The sequence below is a fragment of the Citrobacter farmeri genome, assembly GCF_019048065.1.
GTDB classification, from domain to species: Bacteria; Pseudomonadota; Gammaproteobacteria; order Enterobacterales; family Enterobacteriaceae; genus Citrobacter_A; species Citrobacter_A farmeri.
The window spans coordinates 2,005,547-2,021,633 of record NZ_CP077291.1 but is presented as its reverse complement, the minus strand read 5'-3'; the positions used below and the strand labels follow the sequence as shown (position 1 = coordinate 2,021,633).

The window sequence follows — 16,087 nt, the reverse complement described above, 5'->3', positions numbered from 1 at the left end:
AGAGTCAGTCTGACCGACACAGATATCCATCGCAAACCGCGCTTAAGCGTTCAGCGGGGAATATGTGCCAGAATCGCGTCCAGGGTTTGTTCATCAAACATCAACTCCTTGATGCCCGAGCGTGACTGGGCGCGCATCTGTTGCGGTGCGGTCATCCGCACCATTTTTCTCGCAACATGTTTAGTGGTCGCCTGATTCACTTTTACCGCAATTTCAAAGTCATGTTCGGCCAGCGTCTCATCGGTGAAGACATGGATATTGGTATTGTTACTCATTGATTATTACCTCTTTATAGTGGTTGTCATCTGAAGCGCAGCGGGTATGCCAGCCTTTCGACCAGGATGTTCCGCGCTTTTCGCAGGCAAATATAGCAATGCCAATACTGCAATAAATCCTGATTTTATCGACAGAATGACACCTGTTATTGCATATTCACTTAGGCTACGTTTTACGGTTTAGGGCGCAGAGAACAAGGTGAGTGTCGAATGACAAAAATACTGGAAGACAACAAAAAGAATGCGCTCACTGCCATCCGGGATCTTCTGGCAAAAGAGGTCTATAAGCTGGCGGTGATTAAACAGTACCCGGAGGAGTTCACTCGTATCATCGAAATTTACGCAGACATCTCGCGGACATTCCAGTTTCTCGGTGATTACACGGATAGCGAGACCATCAATCGATTCAAAGAAAACATTTTTGACTACGTCATAATCCGCCCACCGATGCCTGAACTCAGAACCCGGCTGCAAAACTGTGTAGACTGCCTTAAGCGTTCAATAGAAGAGCCAGACGATAAATTGAGTTCTCAACTAAAGAAAGGCGTTAACGGCATCTTTAATAGCCGGAAAGCCTTTCAGTCCAGAATCCCTTATCGCTATCCCCCCGCACTGCTGATCCACTGGTATGGCTATATTTCCCTCTATCGTGAGCTACGACGGTGGGAGGAAAACAGTGGCATTTGCAGAGTGTGGGACGATATTTTTGACGAGGGACATGTCACCCAAATTACGCCTCCGGTTTCTGTTACCGATCATATCCGGTCTTATGACAGCTATTTACCCATCTCCTTTCATTACGTCACCGAGCAGGTTGCGATACCTGAAAACGCCTGGTACCGTAATGACGCTCCCTTTTCTCCTGATGTTCCAGGGGAAGTAATGGATGAACTCATTACACTGAAAATGCAGGACCATTTCTCCCCCCAAAGCCATGTTGAAATAAAAACTGAACTCGATTTCTCCATACGTCTATATCCGGACATGACACAAGCGCATGTCGATGAAATTGTGGAACACGTCCGGTATCAGTTAAGCCGAGGGCTTAACGCCAATCTCGACGCAGAAAAACAATTAGCTTGTGACCAGAATGCTTTTATATGCGCCTCATCGGCCTCAACACTTAAAGAACCCGACTTTGCGGATCGTCGACTGCTCGAGAGTGCGCGCCTGATAAAAATTGATAACCTGGCTCAGGGAATTAAATATGTTTCCGGGCTGGCTCTTTTGCAGGAAGCCTATCTTGAATGGCACCATGAGAAATCGTGCGAACTCTCATGGTGCAGCTGGAAAAAGCGCTCTGGCCAGAGGCTGGATATGCTGGCGGAGAAAGTCGCTGAGGAAATAGAAACCGCCGTTTTACACAAAAACCGTGATAAAAAAAACCGGCACAACCTCAAGCTACCGACCGCCTCCATGATTAAAAACAGCTACGATGAAGTCAGTCTGGAAATACAAAAGCACATCGATCGTTTTCAGCGCGGACGTCTTCAAATGCAGAAACGACTGAATCCCACACAGATGCGCAAACTTATGGAGACACCTGAAGTTTCACTCAGCCAACTGCATGAAGAGGATATTGACGTCGCCAGGCAGCGTATCGCTGAACTGACACGTAAAGGCAAAACCGCATCAATCCGACGCCGGGAAAATGGCAGTTTTGTCATTGTCTGGATTTAACCGACACCTGACGGAAATCGCTTAACATAATCGGCAAAAATCCCGTTTATCAGGAGCTCAACTTAAAATGCGCCGCGTTAATATTGTATTGCTTCATTTTTCGCCATAACGTGGTACGGCCAATTTTCAGCAGGCTGGCCATCTCCTGAATACGCCCTCCGGTCACCCTTGCCGCATGAATAATGGCATCTTTCTCAATGTCGCTGAACGCGACGCTGGCAGAGAAGCGATCGGTCGCGGATTCTGAGGCCCGGTGCTCGTTAAAGAGATATTCCGGCAGATGGTTCAGGTGAATACGTCCGTTTTCACTTCTCAGTGCCGTATTGTCGATAACACTGTTGAGCTCGAAATCATTACCGGGCCAGTCGCAGGCAATCAGCGGGGTCAGTACATCATCATCCATAGCCAGACGAGTCGAAAAGCGTTTTTCCAGGCGACGCAAACGGTGATTCACCAGGGAAGGGATACTGTTACGTCGCTGTCGCAGCGGTGGAATCATAATTTCAAAGGCGTGCAATGCATAATAGAGCTGGCGGCTAAAGCGGTTTTGTTCCACCAGCCGCGCCAAATCCACCGTCGTGGCGGCAATCACCTTCACGTCGACTGGCACCACGCGGCGCGCGTCAAGACGGGTGATGACCCCTTGTTTGATCACTTGTAATAACGCCGACTGTAGCTCGGGTGCCAGATACTCAATTTTCTCCAGATACAGCGTGCCGCCGTGCGCCAGTTCCAGGCGGCTTAATCGCCCTTCTCTGTCGTCATCCGCCGTGCTGGCGATAAAATCCCGCACCTGATCGGCATACAGTTGACAGTTCACCGCAATATAGGGGCCCTCTGCCCGTTCGCTGGCGTTATGGATTGCCTGACTGAGCAACTCCTTGCCGACCCCTTCTTCACCACATAACAATACCGGGAAACTGCCCCGCGCCGCCTGACGGCCAAAATGGACGATACGCTGAGTTTGCGGATCGTCCTGCGCCATCTGCGCGAAGGTATGACTCACTTTACCCAACTGGCTGGTCATCAACTGACGCATCTTCTCCATTGGATGCAGCAGCAGGATAAAACTGGTGCCCTGCGCTTCGACAATCGGCTTGAGGGTAATCACCGTATCGACGAACTGGTGCTGGCTTTCAAACGTCGTTTCAACATGATGAAGCGGGCGCTGATGGCGGATCGCACGCAGCAGAACGCTGGGCAGCGTCAGGAGTTCACTGAGGTTTTTGCCGTGGGCAGCCGTCACGTCAAGATGCAGTAACCGCGCCGCCTGCGCATTGATAAATTGCAGACTTCCCTGCGCGTTCCAGGTCATCACGCCGTCATCCATACTTTCCAGCAAACCATACAGTTGATTGAGATGGCGGTTCGATTCGGCAAGCAGGCTGTCAGTGAGCAGCGAGTTCCCTACCTCTCGCGCGATCGCCAGCGTCAATGACAGATCGGCCGGTGAGGCATCGTCTGCCGGACAGCCCAGCGCGATAGATCCAGACAGGCGTCCGTGGTTGTCGAAAATGGGCGTCGAGCTAAAGCTCCACGCCCCGAGCGCCTGTTTAAAATGGTGATCGGGTAGCGTTTTTACCGGCTGTCCCAGCATGGAAGCCAGCGACAGCGCACAGCTGCCAATGATGCTTTCCGCGCAATAGGTGCCCTCAGTAAAACCGAGACGCGCCAGCCGCTGGAGCGTCTCCTGATCGCCACAGCGGCTGAGCACACAAGCGCTTTCATCAAGAATAAACAGCGCACACTTTCGTGGCGTCATGTATTCCCACGCATCCTCCAGCGCCGCCTGCCCGAGCGTGAGCATCGCCGTCTTGCGCCGACAAATAGAATCAAACGTCAGCCCCTGCGCCCGGTGCGGCAGCGCCCAGAACTCGCGCTGCATAATTTTTCCGCAACGCAGCCATGAGGCGCGAATATATTCCGGGACGTCCGCTGCGGCAATTGCCATCTCGCTGCTCTTCACTGTGGGTTTCTCCGCGATTCCGGGTGCGGTTGCTCGCAATTTTGCCCTATTTCGCACGTCGACGTTCCGCTTTGGAACATTTATCAGAATTAACGTTTCTTTATGAAACATAACACTGATGAATTTTCTTTTTCGCGCGCTGGGGCACAATTACGTTATCGGCAGCGAGCGGTCGCCGTGGCGTTGAACACAACCGATCCCCTGGAGCCTAAGACCCGGAGCAAGAGAATGAAAAAGCTGATTAACCGTGTGGAAGACGTACTGAGTGAACAACTGGCTGGCCTCGCAAAAGCGCATCCGTCACTGACCCTGCATCAGGATCCGGTGTATGTAACCCGTTCAGATGCCCCTGTACAGGGCAAAGTTGCGCTGCTTTCCGGCGGCGGTAGCGGTCATGAGCCGATGCACTGCGGCTACATCGGCCAGGGCATGCTGTCCGGTGCTTGCCCCGGAGAAATATTCACCTCCCCGACCCCCGATAAAATGTTCGAATGCGCCATGCAGATTGACGGCGGCGAAGGTGTGCTGCTGATCGTGAAAAACTACACCGGCGATATTCTCAACTTCGAAACCGCAACTGAACTGCTACACGAAAGCGGCGTGAAGATCACCACCGTCGTGGTGGATGACGACGTGGCGGTCAAAGATAGCCTCTATACTGCCGGGCGACGCGGCGTTGCCAATACGGTGCTGATTGAAAAACTGGTCGGAGCGGCGGCAGAACGCGGCGATTCCCTGGAAGCCTGCGCCGAACTCGGTCGCAAACTTAATAATCATGGTCATTCAATCGGTATTGCTCTCGCAGCCTGTACGGTTCCGGCAGCCGGTCAGCCCTCTTTCACCCTCGCAGATAATGAAATGGAGTTCGGCGTAGGGATCCACGGTGAGCCCGGCATCGACCGTCGCGCCTTCGTCTCACTTGATCAGACCGTTGACGAGATGTTCGATACCCTGCTGGAAAATGGCACCTATAGCCGCACGCTGCGCCACTGGGATCCCGCCCAGGGTGTCTGGCAGGAAGATAAGCAGGGCAAACAGCCGTTGCAACGTGGCGATCGCGTCATCGCGCTGGTCAATAACCTCGGCGCCACGCCGCTTTCTGAACTGTATGGCGTCTATAACCGTCTTGATGCGCGCTGCCAGCAGGCGGGTATCGTCATCGAACGCAATCTGATTGGTTCATATTGTACGTCACTGGATATGACCGGCTTTTCCATCACGCTTCTTAAAGTGGATGACGAGACGCTGGCGCTCTGGGACGCACCGGTTCACACCCCAGGCCTGAACTGGGGCAACTAAGGAGAGAGTCATGTCACTTACCAGAGTGCAGATTGTCAGTTGGCTTTATCGCTGCGGGGAGATTTTCAGCAAAGAGAGTGATTATCTCACCGGTCTGGATCGCGAGATTGGCGATGCCGATCACGGTTTGAATATGCATCGCGGCTTCAGCAAAGTGGTCGAAAAATTACCGGCGATTGCGGATAAAGATATCGGTTTTATTCTAAAAAACACCGGGATGACGCTGCTGTCAAACGTCGGAGGGGCCAGCGGCCCGCTGTTTGGCACCTTTTTCATCCGTGCCGCGCAGGTCACGCAGGCGCATCAAAGTTTGTCGCTTAATGAGCTCTATCAAATGATGCGTGAAGGTGCTGAGGGCGTGATCGGCCGGGGTAAAGCTGAGCCGGGTGACAAAACGATGTGCGATGTCTGGGTGCCGGTGGCGGAGTCATTGCGCCAGTCCTGTGAGCAGAATCTCTCCGTCACCGCCGCGCTGGACGCGGCCGCCTCTCAGGCTGAAGCCGCCGCACAAAGCACGATTACGATGCAGGCCCGCAAAGGTCGCGCCAGCTACCTGGGCGAGCGCAGTATCGGACATCAGGATCCGGGTGCGACCTCGGTGATGTTTATGATCCAGATGCTGGCAGCCGCGGCAAAAGAGTAAGGACAGTAAGATGGTAAACCTGGTCATAGTCTCTCACAGCGCCCGCCTCGGTGAAGGGGTGGGTGAACTGGCGCAACAGATGTTAATGGGCGGCGGCTGTAAGATAGCCATTGCTGCCGGAATCGACGATCCGCAAAATCCCATCGGTACCGACCCCATTAAGGTGATGGAGGCGATCGAGTCTGTTGCCGACACCGACCATGTGCTGGTGATGATGGACATCGGCAGCGCCCTGCTCAGCGCAGAGACGGCGCTGGATCTCCTCGACCCGACGATCGCGGCGAAAGTACGACTGTGCGCCGCGCCGTTGGTGGAAGGGACGCTGGCGGCAACGGTGAGCGCCGCTGCTGGCGCAGATATCGACAAGGTCATCGCCGACGCAATGAACGCCCTCGAAGCCAAGCGTGAGCAACTGGGTTTACCCTCTTCTGCCTCTGAGCCCCGCATTACCCCGTCCTTTAGCGCACAGGATGCATCAGCAAAATCGGTCTCCGTGGTGATCAAAAACCCCAACGGTCTGCACGTGCGTCCGGCGTCCCGGCTTGTGGCCACACTGTCAGCCTTTAACGCCGATCTGCTGCTGGAAAAAAACGGCAAGTGCGTCACGCCGGACAGCCTTAATCAGATTTCGCTGTTGCAGGTTCGCTGTCATGACACGGTACGTCTGCTGGCAAGTGGAGAGCAGGCAGATGACGCGCTGGCCGCGTTTAGTCGCCTCGCCGCGGAGAATTTCGGCGAATCGCTGGAGGATACGGCGGTTGCCGCAACGTCGACGGAGGACATTGCGGGCAACGCATTCTGTTACGCGCCAGCGCTGCCGCCGGTTCGGCAAGCGTCAGATCTCAGTCCTGGCGCAGAGCAGGCACGACTGCGTAACGCGCTGGATCTCACGCTGCTCGATCTGATGACGCTCATTACCCGCGTGGAAGATAACTGGCCAGGGGACCTGGCGGCCATTTTCTCCGGTCACCATATGTTGCTGGACGATCCGGAACTGTTTGATACCGCCTGCGGCCTGCTGCGTAGTGAACACTGTACAGCGGAATATGCCTGGCAGCAGGTGTTGAGCGGCCTCAGCACGCAGTATCGTCAACTGGATGACGCCTATTTGCAGGCGCGCTACATCGATATTGACGATCTCCTGCAGCGTACGCTGCGTCATTTGCTACAAAGCCCACGGGTACTGCCTGAGTTTATCGCGCCGGCCATACTGGTCGCCGACGATCTGTTCCCGTCAATGGTACCGGAGCTCGACCCGAATGTGGTGAAGGGCATCTGTCTGCGGGAAGGCAGTCCACTCGCGCATGGCGCCTTGATCGCACGGGAGATGGGCATCGCCTGGGTATGCCAACAGGGCGACGCGCTTAACGAGGTACAAACGGGCGAGCGGCTCACCCTTGATGTGGCGCAGAATCGCGTCGTCAGGGAAAGGAAACCGCTGTAACGTCGCAAAAAACAGGGGCTAATCACGCGCCCGGAGCGATCCTGGACTACGATTTTCTCATGGTAGATACCGTTATTCGGTACGCACTAAGGAGATTAATCAATGCCTACCCCTGTTTTTCGCGCGTCTGCTTCGCTGTCATTGGCCATAACATTAGCGGTTTCCGGTACGCTTCTGACCTTCTCTTCTCTGTCGGTTAACGCCGAAGAGATGCCGGACTCTCCTCCGCAACCACCGGATATTCTGCTCGGTCCCCTGTTTAACGATGTGCAAAATGCCAGACTGTTTCCCGATCAGAAAACCTTTGCCGATGCCGTGCCTAACAGCGATCCACTGATGATCCTCGCGGATTATCGGATGCAAAAGAATCAGTTCAGTTTCGATTTACGCCACTTCGTGAGCGTCAACTTTACGCTGCCGAAGGAAGGGGAAAAGTATGTTCCTCCGAAAGGGCAATCCCTGCGTGAACATATCGACGGGCTGTGGCCAGTGTTAACCCGCTCTGCCGAAAGCGCAGGAAAGTGGGATTCACTGCTGCCATTGCCTGAACCTTACGTGGTTCCTGGTGGGCGCTTTCGGGAAGTCTATTACTGGGACAGTTACTTCACTATGCTGGGACTTGCCGAAAGCGATCGCTGGGACAAAATTGCCGATATGGTGGCGAATTTCGCCTGGGAGATTGATACCTTCGGCCATATCCCGAACGGTAACCGCACCTATTATCTGAGCCGTTCGCAACCGCCGTTTTTCTCGCTAATGGTAGAACTGCTGGCGCAGCATGACGGCGACGATGCGCTGAAAAAATACCTGCCTCAGTTGCAAAAAGAGTACACATACTGGATGGAAGGCGTTGAAACGCTGCAGGCAGGTCAACAGAACAAGCGGGTGGTGAAACTGGACGATGGCACCATTCTGAACCGCTACTGGGATGAACGGGACACACCGCGCCCGGAATCCTGGGTTGAGGATATCGCCACGGCGAAAAGCAATCCGAACCGTCCGGCGACTGAAATTTATCGCGATTTACGGTCGGCTGCGGCTTCCGGCTGGGATTTCAGTTCACGCTGGATGGATAATCCGCAGCAACTTGGCACACTGCGGACCACCAGCATTGTTCCGGTCGATCTCAACGCCCTGCTGTACAAGATGGAAAAAATCCTCGCGCGTGCCAGTAAAGCCGCGGGGGATGAGGCAAAGGCCAGTCAGTACGACACGCTGGCAAGCGCCCGACAGAAAGCCATTGAACACTACCTGTGGAATGACAAAGAAGGCTGGTATGCGGATTACGATCTGAAGAGCAAGCGGGTGCGTAATCAGTTGACCGCCGCCGCCCTGTTCCCGCTGTATGTCAATGCCGCCTCGAAAGATCGCGCCAGCAAAATGGCCGCAGCTACCCGCGCGCATCTGCTGCAACCGGGCGGGCTTGCCACCACCTCGGTGAAAAGCGGACAACAATGGGATGCGCCAAACGGCTGGGCACCGCTGCAGTGGGTCGCCACCGAAGGCTTACAGAACTATGGGCAGAATGACGTGGCGATGGAAGTAAGCTGGCGTTTTCTGACCAATGTGCAGCACACCTACGATCGCGAGCAAAAGCTGGTGGAAAAATATGATGTCAGCAGTACCGGAACCGGCGGTGGCGGCGGTGAATATCCGTTGCAGGATGGCTTTGGCTGGAGCAATGGCGTCACGCTGAAGATGCTTGATCTGATCTGTCCGAAGGAAAAACCGTGCGATAGTGTGCCGGAAAAACGCCCTGTCGCCGGCCAGACGTCCACTGAACCGCCACAAAAACAGGCAACGCCATAATACTCAATGCATTACCGGCCTGGGGATGCCAGGCCGGTTTTCGCTTCACGCAATCAGAAACGGTAGCTTGCGCCAACCTGGACCGTCCGGTCACGGCCAATCCAGCAGTTGGTGCTGTCGTAGCAACTGAAGGTCTCTTTGTTGGTGATGTTCTGGGCACTGGCTTTTAACGTCACGCCGCTCAGTGAAGGCAGCACCTCACCTACGCGATACGACACGGCAAGATCGTATTGTGTCGTGCCTCCCAGTTTACCGCCCTGGTTATCCGGCGAGATTTCCATTGGCCCGGTATAGCGCGCCCCAGCCCCCATCGTCAGCCCACGCAGTGCGGTTGCATCGAAGGTGTAATCGCCCCACAGATTAAACGCGTTCTCCGGCACCTGCGTCGGGCGTTTGCCTTCCCAGGTTTCATCTTTGGTATTGATCGCATGGGTGTAAGCGTAGTTAGCAATTAACGTGACGTTGTCACCTGGTCGACTTATCACCGAAAACTCTGCCCCTTTTGATTCGATCTCTCCGGTCTGCCGATAGTCCCAGGTCGGCGTGGCGGACAGGACGTTCTTTTGACGAATATTAAATACCGAGGCCGTCAGCGTGGTCGCGTAATCGGCCAGCAGGTATTTCACCCCGCCTTCCAGTTGTTTGCTGGTCGTCGGCTTCACGTCTTTTACCGTCAGCGTGCCCTGCGGTGAAATCGGTTTGAAACCTTCGGAATAGCTGATAAACGGTGAAATACCGTTTTCAAAGGCATAGAGCGCGCCAAACCGTTTGGTCACCCGGTCCTGCGAGATCCAGGTTTTCTCGTCGTTTTGCATCGCGTCGGTGGTCGTCGAGCGGTAATCGTCATAACGAAGACTGGCCAGCAGATTTAAGCCACCAAACGCAACCTGATCCTGCAGATAGTAGCCATTTTGCTGATAAGAAAGGCGGTTTTTCTGCGCAGTGTACAGCCCCAGATCGGCGGTATGCACCTGATGGTAATCCGGGTCGCGCATGTCGATTCCCGGCGTGGCGCTGGCATAGCGGTAGAAGTAATGGCTGTCGAGTTTCTGATAGTCAAAACCGGCCAGCAAATGGTGCTGCCAGTCGCCCAGCGCGACCGTTTTCGTGACCTGATTATCGATGTTGAAACTTTTCAGGTCTTCATCAGTGGTATAGGCAAAGCGGTCAAGCATCCAGACCGGGTTCGAACCATTCCCGGTTGAATAGACGCTGCGTTGGTGTGTATCGACATCAAAATAGCGCGCCTGCTGACTAAATCCCCAACCACTGTCAAACTCGTGCTCGAAATGATAACCCACCATCCACTGACGCTGCTTAAAGCCACTCCACTCATCCCCGGCATAATCACGACGATCGGCGTAACCCGAGCGCAGATAAGCAATCGGTAACGGGTTCGACGGTGACAACGATGGTGTATTTTGCACCAGCGCATCCAGCGTCAGACGCGTTTTGCCGTCCGGTTGCCAGGTAACGGAAGGTGCCAGGAGATAGTCTTCATAACGGGTGGTATGCGGTTGATCGTCGCCCTCGGTCGCCTTACCCAACAGACGGTAATTCCAGTCGCTGTCGCTGATTTTACCCGTGGAATCCAGATAGCCCTCTTTCAGATTACGCGTACCGGTATTAAAGCCGATCTCCGTTTTTTGCTCAGCCTGCGGTTTTTTGCCCTGAATATTCACCAGACCACCCGGCGAACCGTTGCCATACAACACAGACGCCGGCCCTTTCAGGATATCCACGCTTTCCACCAGCAGTGGGTCGATACGTGCTTTGGTATTGCCGGTGACGTTGTACGGCAACTGCAAACCGTTGTAGTACTCCTGATCGACGGAGAAACCGCGAATCTTATACTCGCTCATATAAGAGGTGTTGCCGCGCACTTCCGTCGACACACCCGGCGCATAGCGCAGGATCTCATTGACGGAATTCGCATGACGTAAGGCTATCTCGTGATTATCGATAGTGTTAATCACCTGCGGCGTTTTACTTTCAGGTACAGCCGATTTGGTGGCGCTGTTGGTCCAGGCAGGCAGCAGGCTCTCCTGTCCCGTTGCGGATACCACGATGGTGGATTCGCCAGAATCTGCCGCATAAGACGGCGTGGCCAGAGCCAGTGAGATACAGCCAGAGAGCGCACAAAGTCGGAAGCAGGAAGTTGTCATAGTGAGAATAATTATCAGTTTAAATTGGAATGCCAATTATTCTCATTTCAATAGGTAAATCAAGAGAGGAATTGAAGGGGAATATGATAAAAACGCGGCTCCCGCAGGAGCCGTGTTGTTAATCGCGACGCACGAGTCGGAATACCCCCAGCACCACAATGGCGCCCACCACGGCGACCAGGAAACTGTGAAGGTTAAAGCCACTGATCGTGCCGCCAATACCAAACATGGTCGCCAGCCATCCGCCCACTACGGCACCAATTATGCCGAGAATACAGGTCAGGATGAATCCGCCGCCGTCACGTCCCGGCATGATAAATTTGGCGATAACACCAGCAATCAAACCAAATACAATCCAGGCAATAATTCCCATGTTCAGACCCTCTTTTCAGGGAAACCACACGCAACAACTTCTTGCGCTTGTTCGTTAAGTATAGGCAACCCCTTGATCTTCGCTGTCTCCGCGGGACTGAATTATTTGTCTTTGGTAAAAAAAATCACGCGTTTGTATTAAGTTCTCCTGCGTCTTGCCGATAACCGTTCGATAGACTGTCAGGCATCCAGGGGTTATTCCGCGTGAGTCATTATAATGAGCAGTTTCTGAAGCAAAATCCATTGGCGGTATTGGGCGTTCTTCGTGATTTAAACAGCAATCAGGTGCCTTTGCGCGTCTCCTGGCGCGGCGGACAATTTATCAGCAAGATCCTTGACGTCTCGGCTGAAAGGCTGGTGATGGACTTTGGCAGTCAGCAAAACGAAAACCTCGCCGTGCAGAAGGCGCGCAATATTACCTTTACCGCGGAAACCCAGGGCGCGAAGGTCGAGTTTACCCTTGAGCAGTTACATAGTGGTGAGTATCAGCAACTTCCGGCCTTTATCACCCCACTTCCTCCGGCACTGTGGTTTGTCCAGCGACGAGAATATTTTCGTATTGGCGCGCCGCTCCATCCCCCCTACGGTTGTACCGCGCAGATGCCAGATAACAGCACCCTGCGTTTTCGTCTGTACGATCTTTCTCTCGGCGGAATGGGCGCACTGCTGGAAGGTCCAAAACCCTCAGGACTCGCGGAAGGGATGCGTTTTTCGCAGATTGCGTTGGATATGGGGGAATGGGGGATGTTTCACTTTGATGCGCAATTGATCTCCGTAACCGAACGCAAAGTGATTGATGGGAAAAATGAGACGATTTCCACTCCCCGCCTGAGCTTTCGTTTTCTCAACGTCGGCCCGGCGGTGGAGCGGGAACTTCAGCGGATTATCTTTTCCCTCGAGCGCGAGGCACGGCAGAAATCAAATAAAGTGCGCGACTAATTACATCGCATCCAGCGCGCGCTGCAATTTATAGATGTAGCGTGGAGCCTGGGGTGCAGGATGGTTATCCGCGACATGCTCAACGAACTCATCGGCACTGAGATCGTTGATTTTGTTAATAGCCTTTTTCCGGTCAGAGGAGAATGTGCGTAGCAGCGCCCCCGCACCGTTGGCGTAAGAGACCACCAGCGCGTACTGCATCACCTGCGGATCTTCAATGCCTGCGAGCGGGCCTGTCTCCAGAATACTCAGGTAGGCGGCACCCATTGAGATATTCCGCTCCGGGTTTTTCAGTTCACTGGTCGTAGGCTCCCCGCTCCAGCCCATCCGACGATAGACATCACGCCCGGAGGTCGACGCTTTCAGTTGCATCAGCCCTATCGCATTCGACTTGCTGACCGCATTGGGATTCCCGCCTGACTCAATCGCAATGATCGCCGTAATCAATTGTGGACTAACGCCCCAGGCCGCCCCTGCTTTTTCGCTGATTGGCATCCATTGCATGGCGCGTTTCACGGGCACTTCCGCGTTCCAGGGGGGATTTTTATAATCCTGTTTTGAACTACAACCCGCAAGCAACACAATCAAAAAAGCAAACCATCTCAATTTCACGTCTTCTGTCCTTATCGCCGGAACGCTTCGTTACTAAAATCACCATTGTAAGCCGGATAAGCAAAGCACCATCCGGCAAAACGTTCTACTATAGGCGGCATGATATACATTTGGTTTCTGTTGTAGCAAGGAATTGCCATGTCCCGGTTTCACTTAATTGCCCCTTCGGGCTACTGCATTAATCAACACGCGGCTTTGCTTGGCATCCAGCGTCTTAAGGAGGCGGGGCATCAGGTCGACAATACGGCGGTGGTCAGCCGTCGCCATCAACGCTTTGCGGGTACGGAATCGGAGCGTCTGGCGGATGTGAACAGCCTTGTGCATCTCACCGAGCCGGACACTATCGTTATGCCAGTGCGCGGCGGTTATGGCGCGAGCCGACTGCTGGAACACATCGACTGGCAGGCCCTTGCCGCCCGACAGCAACAGGATCCGCTGCTCATTTGCGGGCACAGCGATTTTACGGCGATTCAGTGCGGTCTGCTGGCGCTGGGCAATGTCATCACTTTCAGCGGTCCTATGCTGGCGGCAAACTTTGGCGCGCCGGAGCTGAATACCTTTACGCAAACCCATTTCTGGCAAGCAGTGCGTCACGCGCAGTACACGGTGGAGTGGCAAGGTGAAGGTCCAGACTGTCACACCGAAGGGACGCTATGGGGCGGCAATCTGGCGATGCTGATTTCGCTCATTGGCACCCCGTGGATGCCAAAAATTGAAGGCGGTATTCTGGTACTGGAAGACATTAATGAGCACCCTTTTCGCATCGAGCGCATGTTGTTGCAACTGTTTGACGCCGGTATTTTAAATCGTCAGAGCGCCATTGTACTGGGCAGTTTTAGCGGCAGCGCCCCGAATGAGTACGATGCCGGTTACGACCTCAACACGGTGTCCGCGTTTTTACGTGAACGCCTCTCTATTCCGCTGATTGCCGGGCTCGATTTTGGTCATGAACCGCGAACCGTTACGCTGGCGTTAGGCGCGCATGCCGTGTTGAGAAATAGCCAAAAAGGCACACAGCTTACGATCTCGGGTCATCCCTTTCTGAAATCATAAAAAAAAACGGTTGCAGGGCTAAGTAACGCCCGGTTGCAGCCGTTAATATGATAATGTCAGTGCTGAAAAAAATGGCTAATTGAGGAGTAACCGAACGTTGGACGCCGCGGCAATAATCAGTCTTTTCATTTTGGGGTCCGTCCTCGTTACCAGCAGTATCTTACTCAGTTCATTTTCATCACGTCTTGGCATTCCGATTCTGGTTATCTTCCTGGCTATTGGCATGCTGGCTGGCGTCGATGGCGTCGGCGGTATCCCGTTCGATAACTACCCCTTTGCTTATATGGTCAGTAACCTTGCGCTGGCGATTATTCTGCTTGATGGCGGGATGCGCACGCAGGCCAGTTCGTTTCGCGTCGCGCTGGGCCCGGCGCTTTCTCTGGCAACCGTTGGAGTCCTGATCACCTCCGGTTTAACCGGTATGATCGCCGCCTGGCTGTTTAATCTCGATCTGATCCAGGGGCTGTTGATTGGCGCCATTGTTGGTTCAACGGATGCAGCGGCGGTCTTTTCCCTGCTTGGCGGCAAAGGGCTGAACGAGCGCGTCGGCGCGACGCTGGAAATTGAATCCGGCAGTAATGACCCGATGGCGGTGTTTCTGACCATTACGCTGATCGAGATGATTCAGCAGCACGAAACCGGTTTAAGCTGGATGTTCGCGGTCCATATTATTCAGCAGTTTGGTCTGGGTATCTTGCTTGGGCTGGGCGGCGGTTATCTGTTACAGCAGATGATTAATCGTATTTCCCTGCCCGCCGGGCTTTACCCGCTGTTGGCCCTGAGTGGCGGGATACTGGTGTTTGCGCTGACCACCGCGCTGGAAGGCAGCGGGATTCTGGCGGTCTATCTGTGCGGCTTTTTGCTGGGTAATCGCCCGATTCGCAACCGTTTTGGCATTCTGCAAAACTTCGACGGTCTGGCCTGGCTGGCACAAATCGGTATGTTCCTTGTGCTCGGATTGCTGGTAAATCCTTCCGACCTGCTGCCAATTGCTATTCCAGCGCTGATCCTTTCCGCCGGGATGATTTTCATCGCCCGTCCGCTCTCCGTCTTTGTCGGACTGCTGCCATTCCGCGGGTTTAATCTGCGTGAACGCGTGTTTATTAGCTGGGTGGGTCTGCGCGGCGCGGTGCCTATCATCCTTGCCGTCTTTCCGATGATGGCAGGTCTGGAAAATGCCCGCCTGTTCTTCAATGTCGCCTTCTTCGTGGTGCTGGTGTCACTGGTTTTTCAGGGAACCTCCCTCTCCTGGGCGGCGAAAAAAGCGAAAGTGGTGGTACCGCCCGTCGGCTGGCCGGTCTCACGCGTGGGGCTGGATATTCATCCGGACAATCCGTGGGAGCAGTTTGTTTATCAACTCAGCGCCGATAAATGGTGTGTCGGCGCAGCGCTGCGCGATCTGCATATGCCCCAGGAAACGCGCATCGCGGCGCTGTTTCGCGACAACGTGTTGTTTCACCCCACCGGCAGTACCCGTCTGCGCGAAGGCGACGTGCTATGCGTCATCGGCCGCGAACGCGATCTCCCGGCGCTGGGCAAACTGTTCAGCCAGTCGCCACCGGTGGCGCTGGATCAGCGCTTCTTCGGCGACTTTATTCTCGAAGCCAGCGCCAAGTATGCCGATGTGGCACTGATTTATGGTCTGGATGACGGAACGGAGTATCGCGATAAGCAGCAAACGCTGGGCGACATTGTTCAACAACTGCTGGGTGCAGCCCCGGTTGTCGGGGACCAGGTCGAATTCGCCGGGATGATCTGGACGGTTGCAGAAAAAGAGGACAATCAGGTTCGAAAAGTCGGGGTACGCGTCGCCGGGGATGACGACGAAGA

At 54.3% G+C, this 16,087-nt stretch carries 12 protein-coding genes and 1 pseudogene; 8 read left to right on the top strand and 5 right to left on the bottom strand.

Going from position 1 to position 16,087, the window contains the following annotated elements; translation table 11 throughout:
• Window positions 1-50 precede the first annotated feature (50 nt).
• The gene (locus tag I6L53_RS09555) at window positions 51-275 is read right to left on the bottom strand and encodes a hypothetical protein (protein ID WP_042318566.1); all 225 of its coding nucleotides are present in this window, start codon (window positions 273-275) and stop codon (window positions 51-53) included.
• 210 nt (window positions 276-485) lie between these two features.
• Between I6L53_RS09555 and I6L53_RS09550 the strand changes: the two genes are divergently transcribed.
• The gene (locus I6L53_RS09550) at window positions 486-1,955 is read left to right on the top strand and encodes a hypothetical protein (RefSeq protein WP_042318563.1); all 1,470 of its coding nucleotides are present in this window, start codon (window positions 486-488) and stop codon (window positions 1,953-1,955) included.
• Between the two features lie 49 nt (window positions 1,956-2,004).
• Here I6L53_RS09550 and dhaR read toward each other — a convergent pair whose 3' ends face one another.
• Complete coding sequence (gene dhaR / locus I6L53_RS09545) at window positions 2,005-3,906, bottom strand: dihydroxyacetone kinase operon transcriptional regulator DhaR (protein WP_042318562.1); 1,902 nt, start codon at window positions 3,904-3,906, stop codon at window positions 2,005-2,007.
• 243 nt (window positions 3,907-4,149) lie between these two features.
• Here dhaR and dhaK point away from each other — a divergent pair, with 243 nt between their 5' ends.
• From dhaK to I6L53_RS09525, 4 genes are all read left to right on the top strand, one after another.
• On the top strand, window positions 4,150-5,220 hold the full coding sequence (gene dhaK, locus I6L53_RS09540) for a dihydroxyacetone kinase subunit DhaK (RefSeq protein WP_042318561.1): 1,071 nt from the start codon (window positions 4,150-4,152) through the stop codon (window positions 5,218-5,220).
• A gap of 10 nt (window positions 5,221-5,230) precedes the next feature.
• A complete protein-coding gene (gene dhaL, locus I6L53_RS09535) occupies window positions 5,231-5,863 on the top strand; it encodes a dihydroxyacetone kinase subunit DhaL (protein WP_042318559.1) in 633 nt (210 codons plus the stop codon).
• Between the two features lie 10 nt (window positions 5,864-5,873).
• Complete coding sequence (gene dhaM / locus I6L53_RS09530; RefSeq protein ID WP_042318557.1) at window positions 5,874-7,307, top strand: dihydroxyacetone kinase phosphoryl donor subunit DhaM; 1,434 nt, start codon at window positions 5,874-5,876, stop codon at window positions 7,305-7,307.
• Between the two features lie 102 nt (window positions 7,308-7,409).
• A complete protein-coding gene (locus I6L53_RS09525) occupies window positions 7,410-9,116 on the top strand; it encodes an alpha,alpha-trehalase (RefSeq protein ID WP_042318556.1) in 1,707 nt (568 codons plus the stop codon).
• Between the two features lie 53 nt (window positions 9,117-9,169).
• Here I6L53_RS09525 and I6L53_RS09520 read toward each other — a convergent pair whose 3' ends face one another.
• Window positions 9,170-11,281, bottom strand: coding sequence for a TonB-dependent siderophore receptor (locus tag I6L53_RS09520; RefSeq protein ID WP_042318694.1), 2,112 nt, complete (start codon window positions 11,279-11,281; stop codon window positions 9,170-9,172).
• A gap of 118 nt (window positions 11,282-11,399) precedes the next feature.
• Complete coding sequence (locus I6L53_RS09515) at window positions 11,400-11,654, bottom strand: GlsB/YeaQ/YmgE family stress response membrane protein (RefSeq protein ID WP_042318555.1); 255 nt, start codon at window positions 11,652-11,654, stop codon at window positions 11,400-11,402.
• Window positions 11,655-11,857: 203 nt separating this feature from the next.
• On the opposite strand from I6L53_RS09515, the gene ycgR reads away from it, so the two are divergent.
• Window positions 11,858-12,592 carry a flagellar brake protein YcgR gene (gene ycgR / locus I6L53_RS09510; protein ID WP_042318554.1) on the top strand — a complete coding sequence of 245 codons (735 nt, stop codon included), beginning with the start codon at window positions 11,858-11,860 and terminating at the stop codon, window positions 12,590-12,592.
• Here ycgR and emtA read toward each other — a convergent pair whose 3' ends face one another.
• Window positions 12,593-13,204: a membrane-bound lytic murein transglycosylase EmtA gene (gene emtA, locus I6L53_RS09505; protein ID WP_042318553.1), complete on the bottom strand. Its 612-nt coding sequence runs from the start codon at window positions 13,202-13,204 to the stop codon at window positions 12,593-12,595.
• 138 nt (window positions 13,205-13,342) lie between these two features.
• Between emtA and ldcA the strand changes: the two genes are divergently transcribed.
• The gene (gene ldcA / locus I6L53_RS09500) at window positions 13,343-14,257 is read left to right on the top strand and encodes a muramoyltetrapeptide carboxypeptidase (protein ID WP_042318552.1); all 915 of its coding nucleotides are present in this window, start codon (window positions 13,343-13,345) and stop codon (window positions 14,255-14,257) included.
• Window positions 14,258-14,336: 79 nt separating this feature from the next.
• A pseudogene (locus I6L53_RS09495) lies at window positions 14,337-16,022 on the top strand (potassium/proton antiporter); the annotation flags it as partial.
• Window positions 16,023-16,087: the final 65 nt, after the last annotated feature.

Coding starts and splice junctions, on each gene's coding strand:
- dhaL (WP_042318559.1), top strand. CDS start 5,231: ATGTCACTTACCAGAGTGCAGATTGTCAGTTGGCTTTATCGCTGCGGG.
- ldcA (WP_042318552.1), top strand. CDS start 13,343: ATGTCCCGGTTTCACTTAATTGCCCCTTCGGGCTACTGCATTAATCAA.
- I6L53_RS09555 (WP_042318566.1), bottom strand. CDS start 275: ATGAGTAACAATACCAATATCCATGTCTTCACCGATGAGACGCTGGCC.
- I6L53_RS09515 (WP_042318555.1), bottom strand. CDS start 11,654: ATGGGAATTATTGCCTGGATTGTATTTGGTTTGATTGCTGGTGTTATC.
- dhaM (WP_042318557.1), top strand. CDS start 5,874: ATGGTAAACCTGGTCATAGTCTCTCACAGCGCCCGCCTCGGTGAAGGG.
- I6L53_RS09520 (WP_042318694.1), bottom strand. CDS start 11,281: ATGACAACTTCCTGCTTCCGACTTTGTGCGCTCTCTGGCTGTATCTCA.
- I6L53_RS09550 (WP_042318563.1), top strand. CDS start 486: ATGACAAAAATACTGGAAGACAACAAAAAGAATGCGCTCACTGCCATC.
- dhaR (WP_042318562.1), bottom strand. CDS start 3,906: ATGGCAATTGCCGCAGCGGACGTCCCGGAATATATTCGCGCCTCATGG.
- I6L53_RS09525 (WP_042318556.1), top strand. CDS start 7,410: ATGCCTACCCCTGTTTTTCGCGCGTCTGCTTCGCTGTCATTGGCCATA.
- dhaK (WP_042318561.1), top strand. CDS start 4,150: ATGAAAAAGCTGATTAACCGTGTGGAAGACGTACTGAGTGAACAACTG.